The organism is Candidatus Planktophila sp. (genome assembly GCF_044232745.1).
Taxonomy (GTDB): Bacteria; Actinomycetota; Actinomycetes; order Nanopelagicales; family Nanopelagicaceae; genus Planktophila.
Genome location: NZ_JBIILI010000004.1, coordinates 57,012 through 83,158, shown reverse-complemented (window position 1 = coordinate 83,158; position 26,147 = coordinate 57,012). Strand labels below are relative to the sequence as shown.

The window sequence follows — 26,147 nt, the reverse complement described above, 5'->3', positions numbered from 1 at the left end:
GTAGACTGCGCACCCTATGAGCACACATAATCCGCCTACAAACGCGAACGACATTGAAGAGGATCTGCCCGAGCAGCTCCGGATTCGTCGCGAAAAGCGCGCCTCATTATTAGAGCGAAACATCGAGCCATATCCAGTAGCTGTGCCTCGCACAAAATCTCTTATTGAAGTTCGCGAAAAATATGTTGGACTTGAAATTGATGTTGCTACAGGAGATATCGAATCCTTAACAGGACGAATCATCTTTAAGCGTGATACAGGCAAACTATGTTTTGCAACTCTGCGCGAAGGTGACGGTACCGAACTGCAGGCGATGTTGTCATTGGACAAAGTTGGCCAAGAAGTACTGGATTCATGGAAATCAGATATCGATTTAGGTGACATTGTTTCTGTAACTGGAGAAATCATTACCTCAAAGCGTGGAGAACTTTCCATTCTTGCTAATTCATTCGCGTTAGCTTCAAAGTCATTGCGTCCATTACCAAATGACCACAAGCCAATGTCTGAGGAAACTCGCGTACGTATGCGTTATGTAGATTTAATTGTTCGCCCCGAAGCACGCAGCAACGCTCGCTTGCGTCCAGCTGTGATGAAGTCTTTGCGCGACACATTTGATCAAGCAAACTTTGTCGAAGTTGAAACACCAATGCTTCAGGTAATGCATGGTGGTGCAGCGGCACGGCCATTCAAATCATTCTCAAATGCTTATGACATGGATCTGTACCTTCGTATTGCACCAGAACTTTTCTTAAAGCGCTGTGTTGTTGGCGGTATTGAGCGTGTCTTCGAAATCAACCGTAACTTCCGCAATGAAGGCGCAGATTCATCGCACTCACCTGAGTTTGCAATGATTGAAAGTTATATGGCCTATGGCGACTGGATGTCTATCGCTGATCTAACTCGCAGCCTTGTTCAGAACGCCGCAATGGCAGTTGCTGGTTCTCATGTTGTTACTCATCATGATGGACGCCAGGCTGACTTGGGTGGCCAATGGAAGCAGATCTCCTTATATGACGCTATCTCTAACGGTGTCGGCGAAACGATTACCGCACTTACCCCAATTGCAGACTTGAAGAAGATTGCTGAAAAGCTAGGCATGAAAATTGATCCTAAGTGGATCACAGGAAAACTTGCTGAAGAAATTTTCGAACATGTGGCTCGTCATGAATTAGTTGAGCCGACTTTTGTTATGGGTTTCCCAGTTGATACATCGCCACTCGTTCGTGCACACCGTGAATTACCCGGCGTTGCCGAAAAGTGGGATTTATACATTGATGGATTTGAATTAGCAACTGGTTATTCTGAATTGATTGACCCTGTTGTTCAACGTGATCGTTTAGTTGAGCAGGCAACACTCGGCGCAAAGGGTGATCTAGAAGCAATGCAAGTCGATGAAGATTTCTTGCGTGCAATGGAGTTTGCAATGCCACCAACTGGTGGCATGGGAATGGGTGTGGATCGTTTACTCATGGCACTAACCGGCTTGGGAATTCGAGAAACTATTTTGTTCCCACTTGTTAAACCAGAAGTTGATTAGTAAATGCAGATTCGTCCAGCACGTACCAGTGACATTAAAGGCATACGTCAGTTAATTGATTCTTATGCTCCACAAGGTCGTTTGCTTACAAAAGAGACTGTAACTTTGTATGAAAGTGTCCAAGAGTTCACTGTTGCTGTTGAGGGCGATGAAGTTGTTGGCTGCGGCGCACTGCACATTTTGTGGGAGGACCTTGCAGAAGTGCGCACAGTTGCAGTTTCAGAAAAGCTTCGTGGTAAAGGTGTTGGACACCAGATTCTTGAATCAATAATTGATCGTGCACAAGTCATTGGTGTTGATCGAATCTTTTGTTTGACCTTTGAAACAGAGTTCTTTGGGCGCCATGGCTTTGAAATCATTGAAGGAACTCCAGTGGAGCCAGAGATCTACAAAGAACTGTTACGGTCATATGACGCTGGTGTGGCCGAGTTCCTTGATCTTGAGTCGGTAAAGCCCAACACCCTGGGAAATATCCGAATGCTTAAAAAGCTGTAGGTGCCTAGATTTAGTCCGATTTCGGGCATAACCCCGCCACATTTGGGGTTGTAAAGGTCAGAGCAATTCCGCCTCGCGAGCGTAGCCCCGCAGGTATTAGGCTTAACGAAAGATCGACCCAAAGGAGCACCGCCCATGTTTGAGCGCTTTACCGACCGAGCCCGCCGAGTTGTTGTGCTGGCCCAAGAAGAAGCACGCATGCTCAATCACAACTACATCGGCACCGAGCACATCCTCTTGGGATTAATCCACGAAGGTGAAGGCGTTGCAGCTAAAGGGCTCGAATCATTGGGTATCTCACTTGAAGGCGTTCGCGCACAGGTTGAAGAAATTATCGGACAAGGTCAGCAAGCACCAAGTGGTCACATTCCATTTACTCCGCGTGCGAAAAAAGTTCTAGAACTTTCACTTCGCGAAGCGTTGCAGTTAGGGCACAACTACATTGGTACCGAACATATTCTTCTTGGATTAATTCGCGAAGGCGAAGGTGTTGCTGCGCAGGTTCTTGTAAAGCTTGGTGCAGACCTCAATCGAGTTCGTCAACAAGTTATCCAACTTCTTTCTGGTTACCAAGGAAAAGAAGCTGTACAAACTGGTGGACCCGCAGAAGGAACACCATCGACATCTTTGGTACTCGATCAATTTGGTCGAAACCTGACACAAGCTGCCCGTGAAGGAAAGCTCGACCCAGTTATTGGTCGCGAAAATGAAATTGAACGTGTTATGCAAGTCCTTTCACGACGCACAAAAAACAACCCAGTTCTAATCGGTGAACCAGGTGTTGGTAAGACAGCTGTTGTCGAAGGTCTTGCACAAGCGATTTACAAAAATGATGTTCCAGAAACTTTGAAAGATAAGCAGCTGTACTCACTGGATTTGGGTGCACTTGTTGCAGGAAGTCGCTACCGTGGAGATTTCGAAGAGCGCCTGAAGAAAGTGCTTAAGGAAATCAAAACTCGCGGTGACATCATTCTTTTCATCGATGAAATTCACACACTTGTTGGCGCAGGTGCTGCAGAAGGCGCAATCGATGCCGCAAGCATCCTGAAGCCAATGCTGGCACGCGGTGAGCTACAGACAATTGGGGCAACAACACTTGACGAGTACCGCAAGCATGTGGAAAAGGATGCAGCGCTAGAGCGCCGCTTCCAGCCAATTCAAGTTAAAGAGCCTTCTGTTGCACACACAATTGAGATTCTTAAGGGTCTGCGCGATCGCTACGAAACTCACCACCGCGTTTCAATCACCGACGGCGCACTTGCCGCAGCGGCAAACCTTGCAGATCGCTATGTTTCAGATCGTTTCTTGCCAGATAAGGCGATTGACCTTATTGATGAAGCGGGTTCACGTCTTCGCATTAAGCGCATGACTGCGCCAGCCGAACTTCGTGCATTTGATGAAAAGATCGCAAATGCGCGCAAGGAAAAAGAGTCTGCAATTGATGGACAAGATTTTGAATTAGCAGCCACTTTGCGCGATAACGAAAAAACTCTTATCACCGAAAAGCAAGAAGCTGAAAAGAACTGGAAGGCAACAGATCTAGATAAAGTCACTGAGGTTGATGAAGAACTCATTGCTCAGGTGCTGTCTGCATCAACTGGAATTCCAGTCTTCAAATTAACTGAAGAGGAAACAGCTCGACTGCTTCGCATGGAAGATGAATTACACAACCGTGTTATCGGACAGGACCAAGCGATCAAGGCGTTGTCACAAGCAATCCGCCGTACCCGCGCAGGCCTTAAGGATCCACGTCGTCCTGGCGGATCATTTATTTTCGCTGGCCCTTCAGGTGTTGGTAAGACAGAACTTTCTCGCACACTTGCTTCATTCTTGTTTGGTGATCAGGATGCCTTGATTCAACTTGATATGTCTGAATACTCAGAGCGTCACACCGCATCACGTTTGTTTGGTGCGCCTCCAGGGTATGTTGGATATGACGAAGGTGGACAGCTGACTGAAAAGGTTCGCCGTCGTCCATTCTCAGTTGTGTTATTTGATGAAATTGAAAAGGCACACCCAGATATTTTCAACTCATTGCTACAGGTTCTAGAAGATGGTCGCCTAACAGATTCACAGGGCCGCACCGTTGACTTCAAGAACACTGTCATCATCATGACAACAAACCTTGGTACCCGTGACATCTCTAAGTCACTCGGGCTTGGCTTTGCTAACAGCGATGATGATCTAACCAACTACGAGCGCATGAAGGGCAAGGTTAGTGATGAACTTAAGACTCACTTCCGCCCTGAGTTCCTCAACCGTATCGATGACATCATTGTGTTCCACCAGTTGACTAAGCCTCAGATCATTCAGATAGTTGACTTGATGCTCAAGAATCTTGATGATCGTTTGCAGGCAAAGGACATGGGTATTGAACTCACACCTGCTGCCAAGGATCTTCTGGCAGAGCGTGGTTACGATCCATTGTTAGGCGCACGTCCACTGCGTCGTGTAATCCAACGCGAGATCGAAGATGGCTTGTCAGAGCGAATCTTGTTTGGCGAGCTAAAGGCTGGCGAGATTATCGTGGTTGATGTTGAAGGTGTTGGCGCAGAAGCCGTCTTCACATTTGCCGGAGCACCAAAGGTTGCAACCCCTGATACTCCAGAAGATCTTGCTGAAGCACCTACCGCTTAATTAACTTCCTAGTTTTTTAAGTGCAGCTCCGCTAACGCGATACACAGTCCACTCATCCATGGGCACTGCGCCTAAGGATGTGTAGAAGTCGATGCTGGGTTGATTCCAATCCAGAACCCACCACTGCAATCTTTCGTAATCGCGTTCTACGCAGATCTTTCCTAATTCTTTGAGGAAAGCTAGGCCGTAACCCTTGCCGCGATATGCGGGATCGACATAAAGATCTTCAAGGTAAATGCCCGGCTTACCAACCCAGGTTGAGTAATTAAGGAACCAGATAGAGATACCAACAACAAGACCGTCGTCTTCTGCAACGTGGCAATAGGCAACTGGATTTTCTCCAAAGATTGTCTCTTCTATTTGTTCGATCGTCGCTTTTGCCTCGAGCGGTGCTTTTTCATACTCCGCTAGATCTTTAATTAGCTGATGAATTCGAGAGATGTCTTCTTTGCGCGCGTAGCGAATCATTGTGGCAGTCTATATCGACGGCGGGGAAGTGCCTGAATTAATTGGTCTGCGAGCAGTGTTTTAAGGGCTTTTTCGACCTGAGATTCTTCGGGCCACAACTTCTTTATTTCAGATTCAGTCAAGGATTCATTCTCACGCAATGCCTGAACAATTGTGCCGCGGCATTTACGATCAGTGCCATGCCAATCTTGAGATTTACGAACTAAATCAGTTTTTGGATAACCATTTTTTCGCCATTGGCACTGCCCAATTATTGGACACAGTTCGCACATTGGATTCTTTGAAGTACAGACAAGTGCTCCGAGCTCCATTGTTGCAGCAGCCCACATGTGCGCATTCTTAGTTGGCAATATTTCTAGGCGACGTGCTTTTTCGCGCGCAGTTGGTGCAGGTTTCGGATGTTCTTCACCATCAATTGCCCGCACCAATAATCTGCGGATGTTTACATCCATGACAAGAGATCTTTGTTCAAAAGCAAAAGCTGCAATAGCAGCGGCGGTGTATTCACCGATACCAGGTAGCAACTGCAGAGTTTCTTGATCCTCTGGCACTTTGTTATTGAAATCTTCGGCGATGATTTGTGCGGCAGCATGTAGTCGTAATGCTCGACGTGGATAGCCAAGACGTCCCCACGCAGTGATTACTTGTGCAGGTGTTGCCTTTGCTAAATCTTTAGGAGTTGGCCAACGTTGCATCCATTCATTCCATTTAGGAAGAACGCGATTAACTGGGGTTTGTTGCAACATGTATTCACTAACCATCACACCCCACGGGGATGTGTCGCGCCACGGTAAATCTCTTTTGTTCTTTTTAAACCAGATAAGAATTGGTTTTTCTAACGAACTCATTCGCCGGTGATTTTTACCCGTTTTAGAGCGGCATCAAGACGTGAAACTTCAACGATCTCCATGCCATCAATTGTTGTATCTGATCCGGTTGGCACTAAAGCTCGCTTGAAACCAAGACGGTATGCCTCTTGCAATCTGCGATTAACTCCGCTGACTTTGCGGATTTCTCCAGCTAAACCAACTTCACCGATTGCTACTAAATCAGAAGGCAGGGCAAGGCCTTTGGCAGCGGATGCAACAGCTAAAGCAAGAGCTAAATCCGCTGCTGGTTCAGTCATTTTCATGCCACCAACAGTTGCGGCATATACATCGCGACCACCTACGCGAACATTGGCGCGTAGTTCTAACACAGCAAGTGTCATCGATGTGCGGGCTGAGTCCAGGCCAGAAACTACTCGGCGTGCATTTCCGTAATCGTTTTCACGACCAGCTGAAACGAGTGCTTGGATTTCTGCCAACAGTGGACGACGTCCTTCGAGAGTTACCGTTACACATGTTCCGGGTACAGGTTCTGCATGGCGTGATGTAAATAAACCAGTTGGATCTAAAACTGATTCGATTCCGGTGTCACTTAAATCAAAGCAACCAACTTCATCTGATGCACCAAAGCGGTTTTTGATTGCACGTATTAAGCGCAGACGAGAATGGCGTTCGCCCTCAAACTGCAAAACAACATCAACGATGTGTTCTAGCAATCGAGGACCTGCAATTGAGCCATCCTTAGTTACATGTCCAACTAATAACAACGTTATGTCACGGTCTTTACAGATGCGAATTAGTGCACCAGCAACTTCTCGCACCTGCGTAACACCGCCGGGGGCACCATCTGCAGCAGAGCTGCCGATAGTTTGTACTGAGTCAATGATTAAAAGTTGTGGTTTAACAGAGTCGATATGGGCAATGACTGCACCTAGATCAGTTTCAGAGGCAAGGAATAATTGAGGATCAATTGCATTGATGCGCTCAGCACGAAGTCGTACTTGAGAGGCAGATTCTTCACCACTTATATAAAGCGCAGAAATTCCTTTTGATGCAGATTGCGCAGCAACTGAAAGTAGCAAGGTGGATTTACCAACGCCAGGTTCGCCTGCTAACAAAATCGCCGCTCCTGGTACTAAGCCACCACCAAGAACGCGGTCAAGTTCAGAAACACCTGTTGGACGCGCATGGGCTGCAGATAAATCAACATCACCGATAGGAGTTGCTTTAGCGGTTACATTTCCTGCAACTAATGACAATTTCTTAGGCGCAGCAATTTCTTCGACAACGCCCCATGCTTGGCATTCACCGCAGCGACCAACCCATTTTTGGGATGTCCAGCCGCATTCGGTGCAGCGGAATGGATCTTTTTCAACCTTGGCCATGAGGTAACCCTATGACAAGGGGCTGACTATTTCTTCTGGGCAGCCAATGTTGCTGGATGCTGAATGATGAACAACGGAAGGTTGCGGGCTGCAGAGTCACGGATATGTTGCATTCGGACATCACATAGGCGCGCTAACTCGTTATAGGCGTCCTTACCCATCAGAAGTTCGAGTTCGTATTTATTAGAGACATACACGGGCTCTGTTCCAACGTGAGCATCACTGTTACTTGTGCAGTACCAATCAAAATCATCGCCGCCATCGCCCCATGCAAGGCGTTCGTATTCGCCGATTACCGTCACCGAGTATTCACGCTCGCCATATTCGCGAGTTTCAAAGCTACGGCGCAACGGCAACTGCCAACACACGTCAGGCTTTGTATCTGCAAAGTGCTTTCCATCGCGTTGTGCAACATGGTGCAGTACGCAACCAAATGAGCCAGTGAAACCTTCAGCTTCGTAACCTTTGCGGTTTAAGAAGATACATCCATCTTCTACACGACGTGTTTTGCGTTCGCCATCTTCATCTTTTTCTGAAATTCGTAAATCGCCGCCAGGTTTCTTCGGGCGGGCTTCGTTATAGAACTGCCACATTTCAGGAGTGAGATAAGCAGCAGCTTTAATTGTGCGCTCTTCATCAGCCTTATCTGTATACATCGCACCTTCAGTGCAACATCCAGAAAATGGTTGGCTCTTAAAAACACCTTGGCAACCATCACCGTAAATACATGTCCAATAGGAGGTTAGCCAGGTCAAGTCGCACTTGAAAATAGTTTCAGCATCATTTGGGTCAAAGAATTCAACCCAATCGCGCGCAAATCCAGCTTTAACTTCAGACATAGTCGCAGAGCCTACAGGCATAACAGGTAGGCTTGATACATGAATCAGCAATCACAGGTTGCAGTTGTTGGCGCCGGCATTATGGGTGAAGCCTTGATTACTGCATTGATTTCATCTGGTGTTAATCCAGAGTTGATCACGATTTCAGAAAAGCGTGTAGATCGAAGCGCAGAGCTGATTGCAAAGTATTCAATCAGACAAGCACCACTAGCAACCAATGTTGCAGCTGCGGATGCTCTGTTATTGGTCGTTAAGCCTCAGGATATGGCTGCAGTACTTGGAGAAATAAAAGGATCGATTAACCCATCAGCGGTTGTAATCACCTTTGCTGCTGGCAAAACAATTTCATTTATTAGCGATGCCCTTGGTACTGGCAATCCTGTTGTTCGGGTGATGCCTAACACTCCGACTTTGGTAGGCGCCGGAATGGCTGCAGCATCTATGGGGGCCGGTGTAACAGATGCACAAAAGGGATTTGTACTTGGCTTCTTAGCGGCCACGGGAAAAGTAATTGAAGTGACCGAGGATCTGCAGGATGCGGTCACCGCAACTAGTGGATCTGGGCCGGCATACTTTTTCGCATTTGTGGAAGCCATGGTTGCTGGAGCAAAAGATCTTGGGCTTAGCGAATCTGATGCCATGACACTGACTATTCAGACAATTGTTGGGGCTGCACAATTATTAGATAAATCCGGCATGAGCCCAACGACGCTACGTGAAAATGTCACCAGTCCTAATGGCACAACCGCAGCCGCGCTCGCTTCATTTGCAGCTAGTGATCTCAATTCAATGGTTGCCATGGCAATGAAGGCGGCTCGCGATCGCTCGCAGGAATTAGCGTGAAACGCTTTTTTGCCTTTGTAGTACTTGCATCACTTTTGATTGTTCCATTCTCACATGCTGCACCCAAGAAAATCAGCGTCAAACCATTGCAATTATTGACAACAATCGGCACTCCAGAAGAAGTAAGTGGCGCAGTTGTAAGTGGTACATCAATTATTGTTTTCGGAACCAAAGCTTCTAAGGCATATGCCAGAGCTATTGATTCGACAGGTAAAGAGCTATGGAGTTTATTGTTAGATCAATCAGCCGCATCGATTGCAACAGCGGCTGTAGTTGATTCAACAGGTGATATTTGGATTACAGGAGCGACTCCACTTGCAACTGGGTTGATCGCGCCTTCACCAACAGCAACGCCGTTGGATCCAGACATGGCAGTAATTCCACCATCTGCGTTTATTGGCGACTTACAGGCTGTAGCTATTTGGAAAGTTAGCGCAACTGGTTCCATCGTATTAGCAAATACAATGCCAACTAGTCATGTTGTGTTTCCAACCGCGATAAGTGTTGATAAGAGCGGCGCATCTGTAGTTGGAATCATTGCTACAGAAAAAGGAAACGCAGGCTTCCTGGTCAATTCAGATTCAGCCGGCGTCTTTTCGAAGTTATTGCAGATCGGCATGGCTTCCACAACATCAGATGCGATTGTTCGGAATACCGATGGAAGTTTTACAGTGGTGGGTTCTAGTTCTGAATCTTTGTTGGGCAAAAAAGTAGTAGGCCTAACAGATGGAATTTTGGTGAAGGTGTCAAAGGGATTAAAGATCACATCTGTGGTTCGAAGCTCGATTTCAAAAGGTAAACGTATCTGGAACAGCGCTTCTTCTTCGTTACTTCTTGCCGGTGAGGTAAAAATCTCAAGCAAAACTGAGACTGCGGTTACTAAGTTTTCAACTTCCTATGTACCAACGTGGACGTACCGATTTGCTTCAACTGGTCCAGCACTTTCTGCATCCAATACTCAAGCATTCTTTATTTCAACTGGCCCGGTGGCGCAATTGAATTGGAACCCAAAAAACCCGATGCCCTTAATGCTTACCTTTGACTCAAAGGGCGTTATCGCTGCAGCCTATAGCGGCCCCATAGGCCAGAAAGAAGTGCTTGGACTGCTCATTTCTAAGCAGCTAGGGGTTTTGGCCCTTACTTCAAGCGCAGAATCGGTTTCGATATTTACCCTACTTACGCGGTAACCTAAACCCCCGCACACTCAGTGCGAACATTAGAAATGAGAGCGTGACATATGGGTTCCGTAATTAAAAAGCGACGCAAGCGCATGGCGAAGAAGAAGCACAAGAAGCTTCTGAAAAAGACTCGCATTCAGCGCCGTAACGCTAAATAACAATTACGGCTTTAGAAGTGCAAGCTTGCCATTAATTGTGGCAAGCAAATATCGAACTTTGTTAACAGTTACCCAAGCGCTTTGAGTAGGTTCAGAGCCTTGGGTACTGCTTACTAAACGTATTGCAGCTTGTCCCAAATCTTTTTTACTTATTTCTAAGGCGCATAACCTTTCCTGACAGTTAAAGATGATTGTCTTTCCATCAGTTGCTAAATACTTATCAGGTGTTCCGAAATTTTCTGTAGTTATTTTTGAAATCTTTGTTGGATCACTTAATAGCGCCCAACGCAATTGATTTGGTTTTGGTGCCGATGTAGTTGATGCAGCCAGCCAAGTTGCCATAACATCGCCGTTCAGCTTGGCAAGTGCAACATCAAAACCAAAAACCGAAGCATCTTCAGTAGATATATCAAGTGTTTGATAAGTCCAGGCAGTTGGGTCAATTCCTGTGCGCGTTGCAATTCGTATTGCACCCGATGTGATTTCCTTCTTTAGATTCATAGAGACAATTGAATCGTAAGCAACATGAACCTTGGCGCCATCAAAGATTGCTTGTAAATGGAATCCAACATCTCCCGTAGTACGACCTTCAGTTTTGCGATCTCCATCAACTAGTTCATATTTCCAAGAAGAACTCTTTGTCTTAACTGCACCAAGCAACACTCCTTGGGATTCGTCACGATAAAAGACTTGCACTGCACCAGCTGTAGCGATGCAGGTGTTAGCGACGCTTACATCACTGGATGTGCGCACTCTGACTAGATCTGTGTATTCGTTAATCGCAGAGCCGTTGCCATCAACTATTTCGATTGCAAAGTTCTTGCCGTTATACGCTGCATATCGAAGGTCTTTTTCAGTTGAATCGCTGTAGAAAATGTGGAGCGTTTGTTTCAATCCACTGCCATTTACGCACATGGAAATGGAGCCAGAAATTGTGTCGGTGGTGCGCCCACTACTTCCCCCAGCGCCATCGACCGTTACTTTTTTCCATTTCTTACCATCATAGGTTGCGAGCTTTAGATCGCCAGTTTTTGTATCGGTGTATGCGATGGCTGGTTGACTATTAAATGTTGTACTAGCAACACTCTTACCATCGGCAGCGCTATCTAAGACGGTGCTCTTCCAGCCAGACTGTGGCGTAACTGCCTTAGTTATTACAGGCTCTGACGCGCCTAATGCATTTTTTGCTATAACCGAAAAAGTGTAGGAAGTGCCATTTTTTAAGCCACTCATTAGTACAGGGCTAGAAACTGACTTCTTTTCAATTCCAGTCTTGATGTTTTTAACAACGTATTCGCTAATTTGTGCGGTTCTTAAATTGACTGGTGGGTCAAAAGAAATCAACGCAGATGAATCACCCGTGAAAGCCTGAGCATTTCGAGGCGACAGTGGAAGTTCTGTCGCAACACCTGCTGGAGGCTTGTTGCGCATGTCTTCCATCATTGCCAACAGAAGTGGACCAGGTTGGCGAAATACTTCTCCTGGATCAAGGCTTGGAGTCATTACAGAATCAAGGCCAGACTTTGAAAAGGTACTTTCATCTAAGTGCGATGTCGATGATCCAGCTTCATATCTAGTTGGTGTGTACATCTTTGGCTTTATGCCAGCATTTGCTTTGATTCCAAGTGGACCGTTCCACACCAAAGATGAAGTGAGGGCGGAGCCAAGCTCTTTTGAGGGAGTTGGTAAATCCGCGAGTCGACGACCATCTGATGTTTGCAGGTACGCATCAAAAGGTGTTGGTTGATCCAAGCTACCTAATCCGAAATATGGATCATATGCATCATTAGAAAGAAAACCAAGACCGTGACCTAGTTCATGAATGAATACAGATTCAAGATCATATTCACTTGTAGATGGAGCTCCATCGCCTCGCAAATTCCAAGACGCTTCAGAATTCACTTGAATAATAATTTCAGGATTAGCTTTGTCTAAATCTTTTCCAGCCAATGCGTTAGCAGTTGCTGATGAATACCACAGTGATGGATCGGGTGCTCCTGAAAATGCTGAAAAGAAACTACCTGGACGGGCACTTCCCAGAACGCCCCACGAACTCGATCTACCCCAAGATGCGTCAACAGTGATTGCAACAGTGGAATCAAAGTTTGCAGACCAGACATTTACTGCTGCCTGAATTTCTTTCTTTGCCCAGTCGGGAAAATTGTTGTACTTAACAACAAATTTAGATTTGGCTTCCAGATTTTTTGTGGTTGGGCGCGGGGATGAATTTGTTACTGGATCAGTGCCTGCATACACATAACCCCAATTAGTTGCCGGGATCTGTTTAAAAGCTAAAGCTGGGGCCGATGGCGCGGTAAGAATTGAGGCAATAAGAGCGGATATAAAGGCGATTGCCCCTAATCTCTTAATGCGCAGCATGAGCCGAACGCTATCAGGGCAGCGAGCGTGGTTTAAGGTCAGGGGTAGGAAATATCAATTCTCTAAGTGAATTAACAGGTCAGAAAGGGCTAATTAATGACCCTGATAACAGTTTATGGCCGAACTGGTTGCCATCTTTGTGAGGATGCCTTAAAGCTGCTGCAATCGATGAAGGATGAACTCAAATTTGAGATCGAAGAGATTCTTATTGATGGAAACGAGGAGTTAGAAAAACTATACGGGGAGAAAATACCTGTCACGCAAATCGATGGAAAGCACCACGATTTCTGGCGAGTAGATCCAGAACGGTTTAGATCTTCCCTTGAAACACATCGTCGGCATCAATAATTCTGTATGAATACCCTTGTTCAGCTAAGAAACGCTGACGGTTCTGTGCAAAATCCTGATCGATGGTATCTCTAGAAATTACTGAATAAAACTTTGCACCGCGGCCATCAGATTTTGGTCGCAAGATGCGTCCTAAACGTTGAGCCTCTTCTTGCCGGCTACCAAATGCACCGGACACCTGAATCGCAATAGTTGCATCAGGTAAGTCAATTGAAAAGTTAGCAACCTTTGAAACGACTAAACACTTAATTTCACCAGTTCTAAATTGGTTAAAGAGTATTTCTCGCTCCTTAATTGGCGTTTCACCTTTAATTAGCGGAGCTCCCAAAACTTCAGATAAATCATCAAGTTGATCAATGTATTGGCCAATTACTAGTACCTGATCATCTGCGTGCTTTTCTACCAAAGCTTGAACCACATCACGCTTTGTACGAGTTGTTGCACAATTACGATATCGATTTTCTGGTTCTGCAGTTGCATAAGCCAAACGTTCTGTTTCAGTCAGATTCACGCGAACTTCGATACATTCAGCTGGCGCGATATAACCTTGCGCCTCAATTTCTTTCCACGGAACATCAAAGCGTTTTGGTCCGATGAGCGAGAAAACTTCGCCTTCCATGCCATCTTCGCGGACCAATGTTGCTGTTAACCCTAAACGGCGGCGAGATTGAATGTCAGCGGTGAATCGAAAAATTGGCGCAGGCAGTAAGTGAACTTCATCGTAAATAATTAGGCCCCAGTCGTATGAATCAAAGAGATCTAAGTGGGCGTAGACACCGTTTTTCTTCTTTGTCATAACTTGGTACGTAGCAATAGTTACAGGGCGAATCTCTTTCTTTGCCCCTGAATATTCACCGATTTCATCCTCATTAAGAGTTGTTCGCTTTAACAACTCTTCACGCCATTGGCGCGCAGCAATTGTGTTTGTTACCAAAATCAATGTGGTCGCTTTTGCATGCGCCATTGCTGCTGCACCGACAATAGTTTTTCCTGCGCCACATGGCAGAACCACAACACCTGAACCACCGTGCCAGAAACCTTCTGCAGCAAGTTCTTGGTAAGGACGAATCTTCCAATCCTTTTGCACCAAAGAAATCTCATGAGCTTGACCATCCACATAACCCGCGAAATCCTCTGCGGGCCAGCCAAGACGCAATAAAGATTGTTTGATTTGTCCACGCTGACTTGGCAATACAGTAATTGTTTCTGGATCGATTCGAGCACCTAGTAATGGCGCAATCTTCTTTGCACGGATTACCTCTTCAAGAACTGCTGTATCAGTTGTAATCAGAATCAAACCGTGTACAGGATCCATCTCCAGGCGCAGCCGACCATAGCGAGACATAGTTTCTGCTACGTCTATAAGGATCGAATGCGGTACCGCGTAACGTGAATATTTAATTAGGGTATCGATGACTTGTTCTGCATCATGTCCTGCAGCACGGGCGTTCCATAATCCAAGAGGTGTTAAACGATATGTGTGTATGTGTTCAGGCGAACGCTCAAGTTCGGCAAATGGCGCAATTGCTCGTCGACATTCAGTGGACATTGGATGGTCGATATCGAGCAGCAACGTTTTATCGCTCTGAACAATCAGTGGACCATCAGTCATTAAGTAAATCCTTTATTAGCGCGTGTAATAACGTGCTGCGATCTTCAAGAGTACTGATGTCTACCCATTCATGTGCTGCGTGAGCGCCACCACCAACTGCGCCAAGTCCATCTAGAACTTGCGCACCTGCAGCCGCTGCAAAATTGCCATCACTTGCTCCGCCAACTGATGCATGTCCTAAAGGTTGCATGCCAAGTTCTTTAGCAACTTTTTCAGCTCGCTCGTATAACGCCATAGTTGACGATGTTTCTAATGGAGGCCTGTTAAAACCGCCAGTAATTTCATAACGGGTAGCAGTATTGACGGGCTTTAGACCCTTAATTGCAGCATCTACTCGCTTTAGGTCATCCATCGAGTACGAACGGATATCAATATCCAGAACAGCTAAGTCCGGAACCGTATTTGTTGTGTTACCTGCATGCAACGTTGTCGGAACAACCGTTGTTCCATGCTCAGAATTTTCCATCGCAGTAATTGCTAAAACCGCATGTGCGATTTCAATTGTGGCGTTGACACCTTTTTCGGGTTCAAGTCCAGCATGCGATGCCTTGCCATGAATTTTCACTTGATACATCGCGGTGCCTTTGCGGCCTGTTTTCACTTTACCGTCAAGAGTTGCTTCTAAAACTAAAACCGCCTTCGCACTCGCAGAAATTTCTTTAATGAAATCTTTACTCGTCGCACTTCCGGTTTCTTCATCGGTCGTAGCTACCAATGCAGCACTTCCGGTGATTCCTTTCATCGCGTATAACGCTTGAACAAATCCGGCTTTCATATCAAAGATTCCGGGCCCACGAGCAGCTGTTCCTTCAACGCTCCATAAAGGTTGAAATGATCCTTTTGGCCAGACGGTGTCTAAATGAGCAAGCACCACAACATCAGGATTAGTTGCACCCCACCAAAAAACTGGGCGACCATTTACTTCGCGAATTTCTGCAGGTGTTCCCAAAATTCTCGTTGCTATGTCACTTGCTAAATGAACAACATCGCGGCAGGCAGCTAGATCTTCAGTTGGTGATTCCAACTTAACTAACGCTTCGAGGGCTGCCAACATGGGGTAAGTCTATAGCGGTGCCACGCCTGTGATGCGTGGAATTCTGAAGGATTGGACCTCTCCTGTTGCATGATCGCGAGCAATCAAGGCACCTGCGCTAATCCGTATTGGGTCAATAATTCGATGGGTTACTCCGCCATTGTTGTCGGCGTATCCAATTGAAAGGGTTTTTTCATCAATAATAAATTGATTGAGAATATCCATGGTTTCATTTGCAGTTGTGCGGGGGAGCTGACCCAACGCTTCGCTAGCTACCTGACGCAAACGCGTTTGGCGGAATGTTGATTTTTCACCAGTGCGCAATGTGCGAATTGCGGTCGTTAAACTTTCTGTATCCGGAATTTCGACTTCACCAATCACACGAGGAGGGCGGGGTTTTGTTAACGCACGGTTTGATTTTGGTCCAGTCAAAATCAATCCATTTGCAGATTCACCTGCAGGTAAATACCCGCACTCACGAAGCACGCGCATTGCATCCGTTGCATCCATATCGCAGATAACAACTTCAGGTGCAATCCGCCGAAGGGCTAAGATTTCAAGTTTTTTGTCATTCATAATTTGAGAAATCAGTGCAGTGTCTTCGCAGCGGACAAAAGAGGATGTGTTTCCTACACGCAATTTGCCATGTTTCTTGGCAACATCGGCAATCAAATATTCAAGTGGTTGTGGCATTGGAGTTTTTGATGTTTTAACCAAGAATGTTTTTATCTCGTCCCCAGTTTTGCCGTGATCCAACGCGCGTCGAATTGTGCTTTCGGTAAAGCGATAAACGGTTGCCCCACCACGGCTTTCGATCTCAGCCATCATTGCTAGCGCTTGCGAAATTTCATGTTCTAGCGGTCCTGGTGCAATTGCTGTGTTATCACTTTGAAGCAAGATGTGGTCAACCGTCTTGGGCAAATCTTCGTTGATGGAACTTAAGTCATCCCCATTTAGAAATTGAGCCCCGAATTTCGATAATGCGCCTTGCCCTGTAATTCCGAGCCATTCAGCCTCACGAAGGGTCCATTCAGCAAGTTCATCCTGTAACGAAGAGTTGCGGCGTACTGGTGCGCGCCATGACAAGACCTCTTTGAAGCTATTCCATTCAGGAGCTAAGCCTTTGTTTTCACCCAAAATCTGCAGGGTTAATGCGCGTACACGTGCAGCATTTACTCGATCTAGTTCGGGGCCAAGGGCGGCAACATTTTTGGCTTCTGCTCGACCAACTAATCCACTAACACGAGAAGTAATTAGCCACTGTGATGCCAACATCTGCCAACGATCAGCAGGTGTTTGCATTAACCAGATATCAAATTTATTACTTGGCAAGATGCGATCGTCGGCATCGATACTGATTAAAGATGCGAGGTAGGCAAGTTCTGCAACAAATGCAGTACAGGATTCGTCGACACCCAAATGCGTAGAAACAATTTTGAGATCACGAACTCCTAAACCACCGGCTCGTAAGGCATCTGCTGGTTCATCAGCCCAGAAATTAAGCAGCTCTTCGACCCACCGCAATACTGTTGAAACATTTGCGATTGCCGCCAGATTAACTTGGCTCTCAATACGCTTTGAACCACTTAAGGTTGGTTGCTTTATAAATCGTTCTTTATGAATCTTTCCTCCGCGCAAGGCAATCGCTACCTCGCGAGGCAAGATGACAGTTCGCTGATCAAGTGGAACTAAGAATTTCTTTTCAAGTAACCAAGTAACGCCGGGTCCAGGATTTTTTATATCTCCGACACTTCCACGTGGAGGTCCCCAGACCAATCGATCCAAAACTTTCTTCGCATCTGCTGGTGCATCATCTAATTCACTCATTTTCAACTTTGCTAGTGATGCCGGCCCCAATCCAGCGGGCTCTGTTCCAATTACATCGCGCAATTGCGTAGGCAAGCGCATTCCATCATCAGATGGATAAACAAGACCAATAGTCACCAGATGCTCTAAAGCACTTTTTGCCTCTTTATCTGTAAGCACGACAATGCTTTTTTCTGAAAAAGGTTCATTTAAGGATGCTGCAGCTTCTAACACTTGAAACTGCCATTGATTGAGTGAATCAATTGCTCGTGCCAAACTAGGCGCAGAACAAGCGCGCACCGCAAGGGAAGCCATATCTGGCGGAACAGGTGTTACTAAGTCTGGGCGAGCGGAAAATAAAAGTAAAAGGGCAGCGTCATCAACACTACGAAGGTAGTCAGAGAAAGAGCGCATTTCCATAACTTGCCTACATTACTGGCATATCGGAAATTCTTGTTAATTACCCTTTACGTTTGCGTGGGGTCAACCAAGTGCCGAGCGCGGCGAGTCGAACAACAATCGGGGAGATTGCCCGACCAACAAAGCGTGCACGCCGGAAATCATGGATCGGCCAACCTTCAGCCATGGCGCGCAAACCCAAAAGTGCATCTGGATTAATTGCTGATGGGTGTCCAACGCATTGCAATAACGGTAAGTCATTGCTGCTATCTGAATAAGCAAAACAGTTTTCTAGATCAAAACCTTTTTCTTCTGCTAACTTGCGAATGGCAATCGCTTTTTCTTTTCCATGCAATAGAGCACCATTCATTTTTCCTGTATAAAGACCATCTTTGATTTCTGCTTTACTGCCAAGAGCACCAGTCAAACCCAATCTCTTTGCAATCAAAGTTGCCATATCTTCTGGCGCGGCGGTGACTAAATAAACTTCAACTCCGTTTGCGATATGTGATTGTGCGATATCAATTGTTCCTTGCCACATAGCAGGAGAAACAAACTCATCATAAATCTGTTGAGCAATCGCTTCGATGTCTTTAACATTGTGCCCGCCAATAAAATCAGTGGCTGCATCTTGAAAGCGAGAGATCTCTTCTTTGTTTTCTTTTCCGGTTAAGCGAAATCTCAGGTTGGCTAAAACGAATCGTGAAATATCCTTCTTAGTGAAGTAACCCCGCTGGTACATGCCACGACCCAAGAAATAAATGGTTGAGCCGCGAATAAGCGTGTTGTCGACATCGAAGAAGGCAGCTCGTTTACCTGTGAGTGCCATGTCACTACCCTACCGATAGACGGGGATTCGGGACGCTTTATGCTTTGCCAATGAGTTCAACAGTTCACGTAATCCGCCACGGAGAAGTCCATAATCCTGACAAGATTTTGTACGGTCGCCAACCTGGTTGGCGTTTGTCCGATCGTGGACAAGAAATGGCACGCACAATTGGCGATTGGTCAAAGAGTGTTGATCTAGGCGCTCTTCATGTCTCACCTCTGCAGCGTGCACAAGAAACCGCTGCACCTATTGCGGCTGCACACAATATTTCTATTACAACTGATGAACGTTTAATCGAAGCTTCAAACATTTTTGAAGGGAAACCATTTGGTGTGGGTGATGGAGTTTTGCGTCATCCTGCAGCATGGAAGCATTTATGGAATCCATGGAAGCCTTCTTGGGGTGAGCCATACGAAGAACAGATCAATCGCATGCTTGCAGCAATCTTTGCGGCGCGAGATGCTGCTAATGGTAAAGATGCAATATGTGTTTCGCATCAACTGCCGATCTGGATTTTACGCAGCGCAATAGAAAATCGTCGCCTGTTGCACGATCCACGCAAACGCGAATGCACACTTGCATCTGTCACCAGTGTTCACTTTGATGATGAAGGTTTTATCTCGGGGCTAACTTATTCAGAACCAGCACGTCACCTATTGCCCGAAAAAAAGTGATGAAGAAATTTGCAATACTGATTGCATTAGCAATAGCACTTACTGGGTGCGGCGGAGGCGGAACATCGGCTGCTGAAGAAAGTTTTGTTTCTGGTGATGGATCCACAACCTTTATAAAAATTGCAGATAGAAAAATTGCACCAGCTGTAACAGGATTAACTTTGTCTGGAACTAATTACACATATCCAAAGGACAGAGTTGCGGTTGTCAATGTTTGGGCATCATGGTGTTCACCATGTCGCGCCGAAGCACCCATTCTTGTTTCGTTAGCAAGTAAATATCCAAATGTTGCATTCATCGGAATTTTAACCCGCGATAACCCTGCAAATGCTGAAGCTTTTGAACGACGATTTAAGGTCCCGTATCCAACAATTATCGATGACTCTATTTTGATTGGATTTAAAGGCTCCTTGCCTGCAAATGCCATTCCATCAACGGTAATTTTGGATAAGAATGGACGAGTAGCCGCACGCATTTCAGGCGTGATTACTGTGGCTTCATTAACACAGCTGATTGAACGGGTGACCGCGGAATGAAAGAGTTCTTCGTAGAGCAGATATTTTCGGGAGTCCTTGTGGCTGCTTTCCCATTTGCATTCATTGCCGGAGTCATCTCATTTCTATCGCCATGTGTTTTGCCATTAGTCCCGGGCTATCTTTCATTTGCTGCTGGGTTTTCAGTAAGCCGTGGCAAAGTTTTCATTGGTTCACTTTTATTCGTTTTAGGTTTTAGTGCTGTATTTGTTTCATACGGTGCGTTCTTTGGTGGATTAGGAAATCAACTTTCTGCCAATGAAGAGATAATCTCTAGAGTTCTTGGTTTGGTTACAATTTTCTTAGGCTTTATTTTCTACGGACGTTTTCCATTTTCTCCAACAATTAGACCAAAGATGCGCACTACCGGAGGATTATTAGGTGCACCTTTACTTGGTGTGTTGTTTGGAATTGGTTGGACACCATGTATTGGGCCTGCGCTAGCAGCGGTGCAGACCTTGGCATTTCAAGAATCAAGCGCGGTGCGCGGTGCAGTTTTGTCCTTTGGTTACTGCTTGGGTCTAGGACTTCCATTTATTCTTTCAGGTTTATCGCTAGATAAGTCTGCAAAATTGAGATCACTTATTTATCGCCGTGGCGATGTAATTTCTAAAATTGGTGGAATATTCTTGATTGCCATTGGTGTTCTTCAAGTTCTTGGTTTCTGGGGTCAGATTTTAAATTCCATGCGTTCATTAATCTCTGACTTTATTCCGGTGATCTAATGAGTCAGCAAACAGATCTTCCAGAGCTAGATAGTGTCGGTGTTTTGCGTTATGTATGGCGCCAGCTGACGAGCATGCGAACAGCGCTGATTTTGCTGCTAATGCTTGGTGTCGCATCTATTCCTGGTTCATTGTTTCCACAACGTACACAGAACCCAATACAGGTAGGCCAGTACTTCAAGGATTCACCAGAGCTCGCACGATGGATGGATCGCTTCTATTTATTTGATGTGTACGGATCGCCCTGGTTTAGTGCAATTTACATTCTCTTGTTTATATCGCTCATTGGTTGCGTATTTCCTCGAACAATCGAACACTTTCATGCTGCACGTGCCTTTCCCCCTGCAACACCTAAAAACCTCTCGCGCATGGAGCATTATTCAGAATGGGCATCTAATGGAAAAGAATTAGATCTGGCTCGTGCGTGGTTTAAGTCAAAGCGATTTAGAGTTTTAGAAAAAGATGGATCAATATCTGCCGAAAAAGGTTTTACGCGCGAAACCGGAAACCTATTTTTCCACCTTGCTTTAATTCTAGTTTTGGTAGGAATTAGTTTTAGCTCACTTTTCGGTATGCGCGGTGAAGCAATAATCAATGTTGGCGAAAGATTTGTGAATACGCCAACAAGTTATGACACCCTGACTTATGGAAAATTGTATAAAGATGTAAATCTGCCTGCTTTCATGCTAACCACAGATAAGTTTGATGCGCAGTACAACCTCGAAACCAGCGCGCCAGAGGATTACACCTTAAATGTTTCCTTACTTCGCGAAGACTCTTCCGTTGTAGAAAAGAAAGTCATTAAAGTAAATAGCCCACTGACAATAGGAAGCACTCGCATATATCTACAAGCCAATGGTTATTCACCTGTGGTAACGGTTAGAGATTCCAAAGGCGATGTGGCATTCCAAGGGCCTGTTCCGTTCTTGCCGCAAGATGCAAATCTTCGATCAATTGGTGCAATAAAAGTCCCAGATGCAGATCCACAAATTGGATTTGTTGGATCTTTTGTTCCGACATATGTCCGTGATGCCAACGGTGGAGGAGCCATGAGCGCTTTCCCGAAAGCACTTGATCCACGTTTGTTGTTAGCTGCATGGACAGGTGATCTTGGATTGGACTCAGGTGTTCCTCAATCTGTGTACAGAATTGATACTTCGAAGATGCTGCAGGTGGGGCTTAAGTCTCTAAAGCCAGGGGAAATTTTTGAGTATCCAGGTGGTTCAATCACTTTTGAAGGCTATATCCAATGGGTCAACCTTAACTTTGTCGCAGATCCCGGAAAGAAGTTCGCGTTGTTGGGCGGTATTGTTGCCATCCTTGGATTGCTCGCATCACTATTTACTCGCAGACGTCGTATTTGGATTCGAGTTAATTCACAGGTAGAAGTTGCTGGATTAGCCAAAAATGCTGCGCCAGGGCTAGATATTGAAATAGACGAGTTTGTTCGGATGCTTAAGGGAGAGAAATAAATGTCACGTTCATGGGCCTTTGCATCAAATTACTTTATTTACTCTGCCATGGCTGTTTATACCTTGTCATTTTTGGCTCATGCGATAGAGACGGCATGGGCGGTAAAAGTCCCTAATGACACAACTAAGACACATGATTATAAGCGCACTGAAAAAGTTGCACGCATTGCGACTGCAATGATGGTTTTAGGCTTTATCCTTTTGTTTGTAGGTGTAATTACTCGTGGAATTTCTGCCGGGCGTGTGCCGTGGGGAAACATGTACGAGTTTTCGATTACTGGAGCACTCGCATTTACCGGCGCATATCTTGGTGCATTGCGTAAATATGATCTTCGTTGGTTAGGTTTACTTGTTTCAATTTCAGTATTACTAACTCTTGGAACTGCTGTAACTGTTCTGTATGTTCCCAGCGCTCCCTTAGTTCCGGCTCTAAAATCACCGTGGCTAGTAATTCACGTCTCTACTGCAATTATTTCAGGTGGCGTGTTCTTGTTAGCTAATGTGATTGCAGCGGCTTATTTATATTTAGATAAAATGGAGTTAAAGGGAGAGCGAACAGCGTGGGCCAAGCGCCTTCCTTCATTAGAACTTCTTGATCAATTGTCATATCGATTAGTTGCATTTGTATTTCCACTGTGGACTTTTTCAGTTATTGCAGGTGCAATCTGGGCCGAGAGCGCTTGGGGTCGTTACTGGGGCTGGGATCCAAAAGAGACGTGGGCGTTTATTACCTGGGTTGCTTATGCAGCATATTTACATGCCCGTGTGACTATTGGTTGGCGCGGACGCAGAGCAGCATGGCTGTGTTTATTTGCCGGATCTACATTCTTGTTTAACTATGTGTACGTAAATATTTGGGGAACTGGAAAGCACACGTATTCGGGTCTTTAGAGCTTTCCCAAGAAATCAGGATCATCATCAGGTGGAAGAATGCGTCGCTTAGGAGCCTTTCGTCCCTTTGGCTTGTTTCTTCCAGCAATTAAATATGCAATTGGACCAATCGCAAGTGCTTGAGGTCCAAGAATGATAATCAAAAGTAGCCAGCCCCATTTTGGAAGAGTTTTGATTTGAGACTCATCGGTTCGTGCGCAATCAATCAATGCATAAATCGTTAAACCAAAGACCAGGATGAGTGGAAGAATCCGTGACATGTATTTATTGTATCGCTAAGGCCACAGCAAAAACTATGGCAAACATAAGTTGAAGCTTGCCAGTTCGGCCTAATACTGGAATTAAATCTTTTCCAGAAACACCGCTTAGAACGGTCTTTGAAATTGAGTAACTCAAAGGCGTAACAAGCAGAGTTAGTAATGCCGATGGAATCAGAGTGGCAATTGCAGCCAAATGAGCCAAGACCAAGAGTGATACAAATACTTGGCGGGCCTTAGTGTCACCGAGTCGTACCGCCAGTGTCCGTTTTCCAACTTGTTCATCTTGTGCCCGATCTCGAATGTTGTTTATTTCCAAGATCGCACATGCAAGAGCACCCATCGGAATTGCGACGATCAAACTGAGGGCGGTGAACTCTTCTGTTTGGGCGTAGAACGTACCCATGGTGGCAACCAAACCAAAAAAGGTAAAGACTGAAACTTCACCCAAGCCACTGTATCCATATGGATTCTTTCCACCGGTGTACCCCCATGCTGCAGTAATTGCCAGCATGCCAACCAAAATTAGTAATGGTGAAGTGATTAGGGACAACCAAACACCAGCAATACTTGCGATTGCAAAAGAGATAAAAGCTGCATTCTTAACAGCTGTAGCCGAAGCTAAACCGCTTGCAACTAAACGAGTTGGGCCAATTCGATTTTCATCAGTTCCCTTAACCCCATCGCTGTAATCATTGGCGTAGTTGACGCCGATCTGCAGCCACACTGCAACCTTGAGCGCTAATAGTGCGCGGAACCAATTAAATTCTGAACCTGCCAATGCTGACGCAATGACTACTGGCGCAATTGCTGCCGACAGAGTGCGGGGACGCGCACCTAGTATCCATTTATTCATGCGCAATACCTTCCGCCAAACTCTTTCGATCGATCTTGCCAATACCCAGCAATGGTAACGATGTCATGTGATGTATGCCTTTTGGTTTTGCAAAATGACCAAGATTCTTTTCAAGGTGCATCGCAATTTCATCATCGCTAATGGCTCCGACCACCGCGATATGCAAACTCTGTCCCCATTGTGGATCTTCAACTGAAAACGCGGCAAATAGAGTAGTTGGGAAAGCAACAGATAATGAATTTTCAACAGCATTGAGTGAGAGATTTTCTCCACCAGAAATAATGACATCATCAGCTCTTCCAGTTACAACTAATTGCTGGTTGTCGTAATGACCCAAATCATTTGTTTCAAACCAACCATCATTGAGTGCAATTGAAGCTGCCAGGACAGAACCCTTGATACAAATTCTGCCCTTTCGAATTTCAATTTCTACTCCGTCAAGAGCGGTGCCATCGTAAACACATCCACCGCATGTTTCAGTCATTCCGTATGTTGTGACCACTTTGATTCCTGCTAATTCGGCTTGGTTACGTAGTGATGAAGACAGAGCAGCGCCACCTACCAGAACAGCGTTTGCAGATTTAAGGTGGTCCAATAAACGTTGGTCTCCATTTAACGCACGAAACAATTGAGTTGGAACAATTGCGGTGTAGTTTGCTCTTGGATAGTCACCATGGAAATCGCGTAAATCAATTGGTGTAGTTCCTAATTCCATTGAGCGCACAATGACATTGACAGCTGCCACGTGAGTCAGCGGAAGTAATAGTGACCAGGTTTGGCCAGGCTTGGCACCAATGAATGTATTGGAAGCTCGGGCCGATGAAATTAACGCCGTTGATGTCAGTAGAACTTCTTTGGAAGTTCCGGTTGTGCCAGATGTTCCGATCGCAACAGCGGCGTAGCTAGGTGCAAATTCAGATGAAATTTCTCCGAAACCAAGGGTGGGGCCATCGCCCACGAGTGCCGCTGTGATTTCTCGCGCAATTTGGGAGATTTCGCATGCTGGGCTGACCCGCAGAATCTTTCGTTGTGACGAGGTATCCATGGCCACCGTAGGCTATCGCTAGCAACGACGATGGAGGAAATGTGAGCAAGCCGATCAAGCGCGAATTTGGTAGCCGAGAGATTCCACAATGGGTCACAGCACCCGGCGGAGAAGATTTTGTCGATATCAAATATCAAATGGGCGATGGCATCGCCAAGATTACGATCAACCGCCCGCAGGTTCGTAATGCATTTCGCCCCCAAACAATTATTGAATTAATCGAAGCATTTGATTTAGCACGCGACAATGAAGAAGTTGGCGTAATCATCTTTACTGGTGAAGGTACCGAAGCTTTTTGTTCTGGTGGAGACATCAGCGTTCGTGGTGATGATGGATATTTAGGCGATGACAAGTTAGCCAAAAAGGGAATCGGTCGCCTTAATGTTCTAGATCTTCAGGTTCAGATTCGTCGCACACCAAAACCAATTGTTGCAATGGTCGCTGGTTGGGCAATTGGCGGAGGACATGTCTTGCATGTTGTTTGTGATTTAACTATTGCAGCTGACAATGCAAAGTTCGGTCAGACTGGGCCAATGGTTGGATCTTTTGATGGTGGATATGGCGCTGGATTATTGGCAGCACATATTGGTCAAAAGAAGGCACGCGAAATTTGGTTTATGACCCGTGAATACGATGCACAAGAAGCGCTGAATATGGGACTTGTAAACACTGTTGTTCCGATTACCGAGTTAGAAGCAGAAACTGTTTCGTGGTGTCGCGAAATGCTACGTAATTCTCCAATGGCACTTCGCCTACTAAAGGCAAGTTTGAACGCTGCAACTGATGGCCTTGCAGGGGTGCAACAACTTGCAGGCGATGCAACCTTGTTGTTCTACATGACAGAAGAGGGCCAAGAAGGTCGCGATGCATATAAGGAAAAGCGCGCTCCTGATTTCGGGAAGTTTCCAAAGCGCCCATAAT

The 26,147-nt window shown here is 45.7% G+C and carries 25 protein-coding genes; 13 read left to right on the top strand and 12 right to left on the bottom strand.

The features are described 5' to 3' along the window. Positions 1-16 precede the first annotated feature (16 nt). From lysS to AC9UGD_RS03945, 3 genes are all read left to right on the top strand, one after another. Complete coding sequence (gene lysS, locus AC9UGD_RS03955; RefSeq protein WP_509569841.1) at positions 17-1,537, top strand: lysine--tRNA ligase; 1,521 nt, start codon at positions 17-19, stop codon at positions 1,535-1,537. Positions 1,538-1,540: 3 nt separating this feature from the next. Beyond that, positions 1,541-2,032 carry an amino-acid N-acetyltransferase gene (locus AC9UGD_RS03950; protein WP_509569838.1) on the top strand — a complete coding sequence of 164 codons (492 nt, stop codon included), beginning with the start codon at positions 1,541-1,543 and terminating at the stop codon, positions 2,030-2,032. Positions 2,033-2,167: 135 nt separating this feature from the next. Next, on the top strand, positions 2,168-4,669 hold the full coding sequence (locus tag AC9UGD_RS03945; RefSeq protein WP_509569835.1) for an ATP-dependent Clp protease ATP-binding subunit: 2,502 nt from the start codon (positions 2,168-2,170) through the stop codon (positions 4,667-4,669). Here the strand turns inward: AC9UGD_RS03945 and AC9UGD_RS03940 are convergent, their stop codons facing one another. Genes AC9UGD_RS03940 through AC9UGD_RS03925 form a run of 4 tightly spaced genes read right to left on the bottom strand, consistent with a single transcriptional unit; the run spans position 4,670 to position 8,188 of the window. Then, a complete protein-coding gene (locus tag AC9UGD_RS03940; RefSeq protein WP_509569833.1) occupies positions 4,670-5,137 on the bottom strand; it encodes a GNAT family N-acetyltransferase in 468 nt (155 codons plus the stop codon). It lies immediately after the preceding gene. Further along, complete coding sequence (locus AC9UGD_RS03935) at positions 5,134-5,985, bottom strand: HhH-GPD family protein (protein ID WP_509569830.1); 852 nt, start codon at positions 5,983-5,985, stop codon at positions 5,134-5,136. The genes AC9UGD_RS03940 and AC9UGD_RS03935 overlap by 4 nt, the downstream gene beginning before the upstream one ends. Next, positions 5,982-7,349 carry a DNA repair protein RadA gene (gene radA / locus AC9UGD_RS03930; protein WP_509569827.1) on the bottom strand — a complete coding sequence of 456 codons (1,368 nt, stop codon included), beginning with the start codon at positions 7,347-7,349 and terminating at the stop codon, positions 5,982-5,984. Before radA ends, AC9UGD_RS03935 begins: the two co-directional genes overlap by 4 nt. 26 nt (positions 7,350-7,375) lie before the next feature. Beyond that, the gene (locus AC9UGD_RS03925; protein ID WP_509569825.1) at positions 7,376-8,188 is read right to left on the bottom strand and encodes a DUF3109 family protein; all 813 of its coding nucleotides are present in this window, start codon (positions 8,186-8,188) and stop codon (positions 7,376-7,378) included. A gap of 39 nt (positions 8,189-8,227) precedes the next feature. Here AC9UGD_RS03925 and proC point away from each other — a divergent pair, with 39 nt between their 5' ends. From proC to AC9UGD_RS03910, 3 genes are read left to right on the top strand one after another with little or no spacing between them, the layout of a single operon-like run. Then, positions 8,228-9,031, top strand: a complete 804-nt coding sequence (gene proC, locus AC9UGD_RS03920) for a pyrroline-5-carboxylate reductase (RefSeq protein WP_509569822.1) — start codon at positions 8,228-8,230, stop codon at positions 9,029-9,031. Continuing rightward, on the top strand, positions 9,028-10,218 hold the full coding sequence (locus tag AC9UGD_RS03915; protein WP_509569820.1) for a hypothetical protein: 1,191 nt from the start codon (positions 9,028-9,030) through the stop codon (positions 10,216-10,218). The genes proC and AC9UGD_RS03915 overlap by 4 nt, the downstream gene beginning before the upstream one ends. Positions 10,219-10,268: 50 nt before the next feature. Further along, complete coding sequence (locus AC9UGD_RS03910; RefSeq protein ID WP_009612566.1) at positions 10,269-10,367, top strand: 30S ribosomal protein bS22; 99 nt, start codon at positions 10,269-10,271, stop codon at positions 10,365-10,367. 3 nt (positions 10,368-10,370) lie between these two features. On the opposite strand, the gene AC9UGD_RS03905 is transcribed toward AC9UGD_RS03910, so the two are convergent. Next, a complete protein-coding gene (locus AC9UGD_RS03905; RefSeq protein WP_509569817.1) occupies positions 10,371-12,746 on the bottom strand; it encodes a fibronectin type III domain-containing protein in 2,376 nt (791 codons plus the stop codon). 96 nt (positions 12,747-12,842) lie between these two features. On the opposite strand from AC9UGD_RS03905, the gene AC9UGD_RS03900 reads away from it, so the two are divergent. After that, positions 12,843-13,094 carry a glutaredoxin family protein gene (locus AC9UGD_RS03900; protein ID WP_509569814.1) on the top strand — a complete coding sequence of 84 codons (252 nt, stop codon included), beginning with the start codon at positions 12,843-12,845 and terminating at the stop codon, positions 13,092-13,094. On the opposite strand, the gene AC9UGD_RS03895 is transcribed toward AC9UGD_RS03900, so the two are convergent. Genes AC9UGD_RS03895 through AC9UGD_RS03880 form a run of 4 tightly spaced genes read right to left on the bottom strand, consistent with a single transcriptional unit; the run spans position 13,057 to position 18,773 of the window. Then, complete coding sequence (locus AC9UGD_RS03895; protein ID WP_509569812.1) at positions 13,057-14,706, bottom strand: DNA repair helicase XPB; 1,650 nt, start codon at positions 14,704-14,706, stop codon at positions 13,057-13,059. The two genes, AC9UGD_RS03900 and AC9UGD_RS03895, sit on opposite strands and share 38 nt — an antisense overlap. Further along, positions 14,699-15,760, bottom strand: coding sequence for a M20/M25/M40 family metallo-hydrolase (locus AC9UGD_RS03890; RefSeq protein ID WP_509569809.1), 1,062 nt, complete (start codon positions 15,758-15,760; stop codon positions 14,699-14,701). The genes AC9UGD_RS03895 and AC9UGD_RS03890 overlap by 8 nt, the downstream gene beginning before the upstream one ends. Before the next feature lie 9 nt (positions 15,761-15,769). Beyond that, complete coding sequence (locus tag AC9UGD_RS03885; protein WP_509569806.1) at positions 15,770-17,965, bottom strand: helicase-associated domain-containing protein; 2,196 nt, start codon at positions 17,963-17,965, stop codon at positions 15,770-15,772. Between the two features lie 40 nt (positions 17,966-18,005). After that, on the bottom strand, positions 18,006-18,773 hold the full coding sequence (locus AC9UGD_RS03880; protein ID WP_509569804.1) for an HAD family hydrolase: 768 nt from the start codon (positions 18,771-18,773) through the stop codon (positions 18,006-18,008). 50 nt (positions 18,774-18,823) lie between these two features. Between AC9UGD_RS03880 and AC9UGD_RS03875 the strand changes: the two genes are divergently transcribed. Genes AC9UGD_RS03875 through ccsB form a run of 5 tightly spaced genes read left to right on the top strand, consistent with a single transcriptional unit; the run spans position 18,824 to position 23,068 of the window. After that, positions 18,824-19,447 (top strand): histidine phosphatase family protein, encoded by a 624-nt coding sequence (locus AC9UGD_RS03875; protein ID WP_509569801.1) that lies wholly within the window; start codon positions 18,824-18,826, stop codon positions 19,445-19,447. After that, on the top strand, positions 19,447-19,983 hold the full coding sequence (locus tag AC9UGD_RS03870) for a TlpA family protein disulfide reductase (protein WP_509569798.1): 537 nt from the start codon (positions 19,447-19,449) through the stop codon (positions 19,981-19,983). Before AC9UGD_RS03875 ends, AC9UGD_RS03870 begins: the two co-directional genes overlap by 1 nt. After that, positions 19,980-20,705 carry a cytochrome c biogenesis CcdA family protein gene (locus AC9UGD_RS03865; protein ID WP_509569795.1) on the top strand — a complete coding sequence of 242 codons (726 nt, stop codon included), beginning with the start codon at positions 19,980-19,982 and terminating at the stop codon, positions 20,703-20,705. The genes AC9UGD_RS03870 and AC9UGD_RS03865 overlap by 4 nt, the downstream gene beginning before the upstream one ends. Beyond that, positions 20,705-22,177 (top strand): cytochrome c biogenesis protein ResB, encoded by a 1,473-nt coding sequence (resB, locus tag AC9UGD_RS03860; protein ID WP_509569793.1) that lies wholly within the window; start codon positions 20,705-20,707, stop codon positions 22,175-22,177. The genes AC9UGD_RS03865 and resB overlap by 1 nt, the downstream gene beginning before the upstream one ends. Then, the gene (gene ccsB / locus AC9UGD_RS03855; protein ID WP_509569790.1) at positions 22,178-23,068 is read left to right on the top strand and encodes a c-type cytochrome biogenesis protein CcsB; all 891 of its coding nucleotides are present in this window, start codon (positions 22,178-22,180) and stop codon (positions 23,066-23,068) included. Here the strand turns inward: ccsB and AC9UGD_RS03850 are convergent. The 3 genes from AC9UGD_RS03850 to AC9UGD_RS03840 are packed head-to-tail and all read right to left on the bottom strand — an operon-like array spanning position 23,065 to position 25,226. Further along, a complete protein-coding gene (locus AC9UGD_RS03850) occupies positions 23,065-23,328 on the bottom strand; it encodes a PLDc N-terminal domain-containing protein (protein WP_509569787.1) in 264 nt (87 codons plus the stop codon). The two genes, ccsB and AC9UGD_RS03850, sit on opposite strands and share 4 nt — an antisense overlap. Positions 23,329-23,332: 4 nt before the next feature. After that, positions 23,333-24,181 carry a 1,4-dihydroxy-2-naphthoate polyprenyltransferase gene (locus tag AC9UGD_RS03845; protein WP_509569784.1) on the bottom strand — a complete coding sequence of 283 codons (849 nt, stop codon included), beginning with the start codon at positions 24,179-24,181 and terminating at the stop codon, positions 23,333-23,335. Continuing rightward, positions 24,174-25,226: an AMP-binding protein gene (locus AC9UGD_RS03840; protein WP_509569781.1), complete on the bottom strand. Its 1,053-nt coding sequence runs from the start codon at positions 25,224-25,226 to the stop codon at positions 24,174-24,176. The genes AC9UGD_RS03845 and AC9UGD_RS03840 overlap by 8 nt, the downstream gene beginning before the upstream one ends. An 80-nt stretch (positions 25,227-25,306) precedes the next feature. Between AC9UGD_RS03840 and menB the strand changes: the two genes are divergently transcribed. Further along, complete coding sequence (gene menB / locus AC9UGD_RS03835) at positions 25,307-26,146, top strand: 1,4-dihydroxy-2-naphthoyl-CoA synthase (RefSeq protein ID WP_509569988.1); 840 nt, start codon at positions 25,307-25,309, stop codon at positions 26,144-26,146. Position 26,147: the final 1 nt, after the last annotated feature.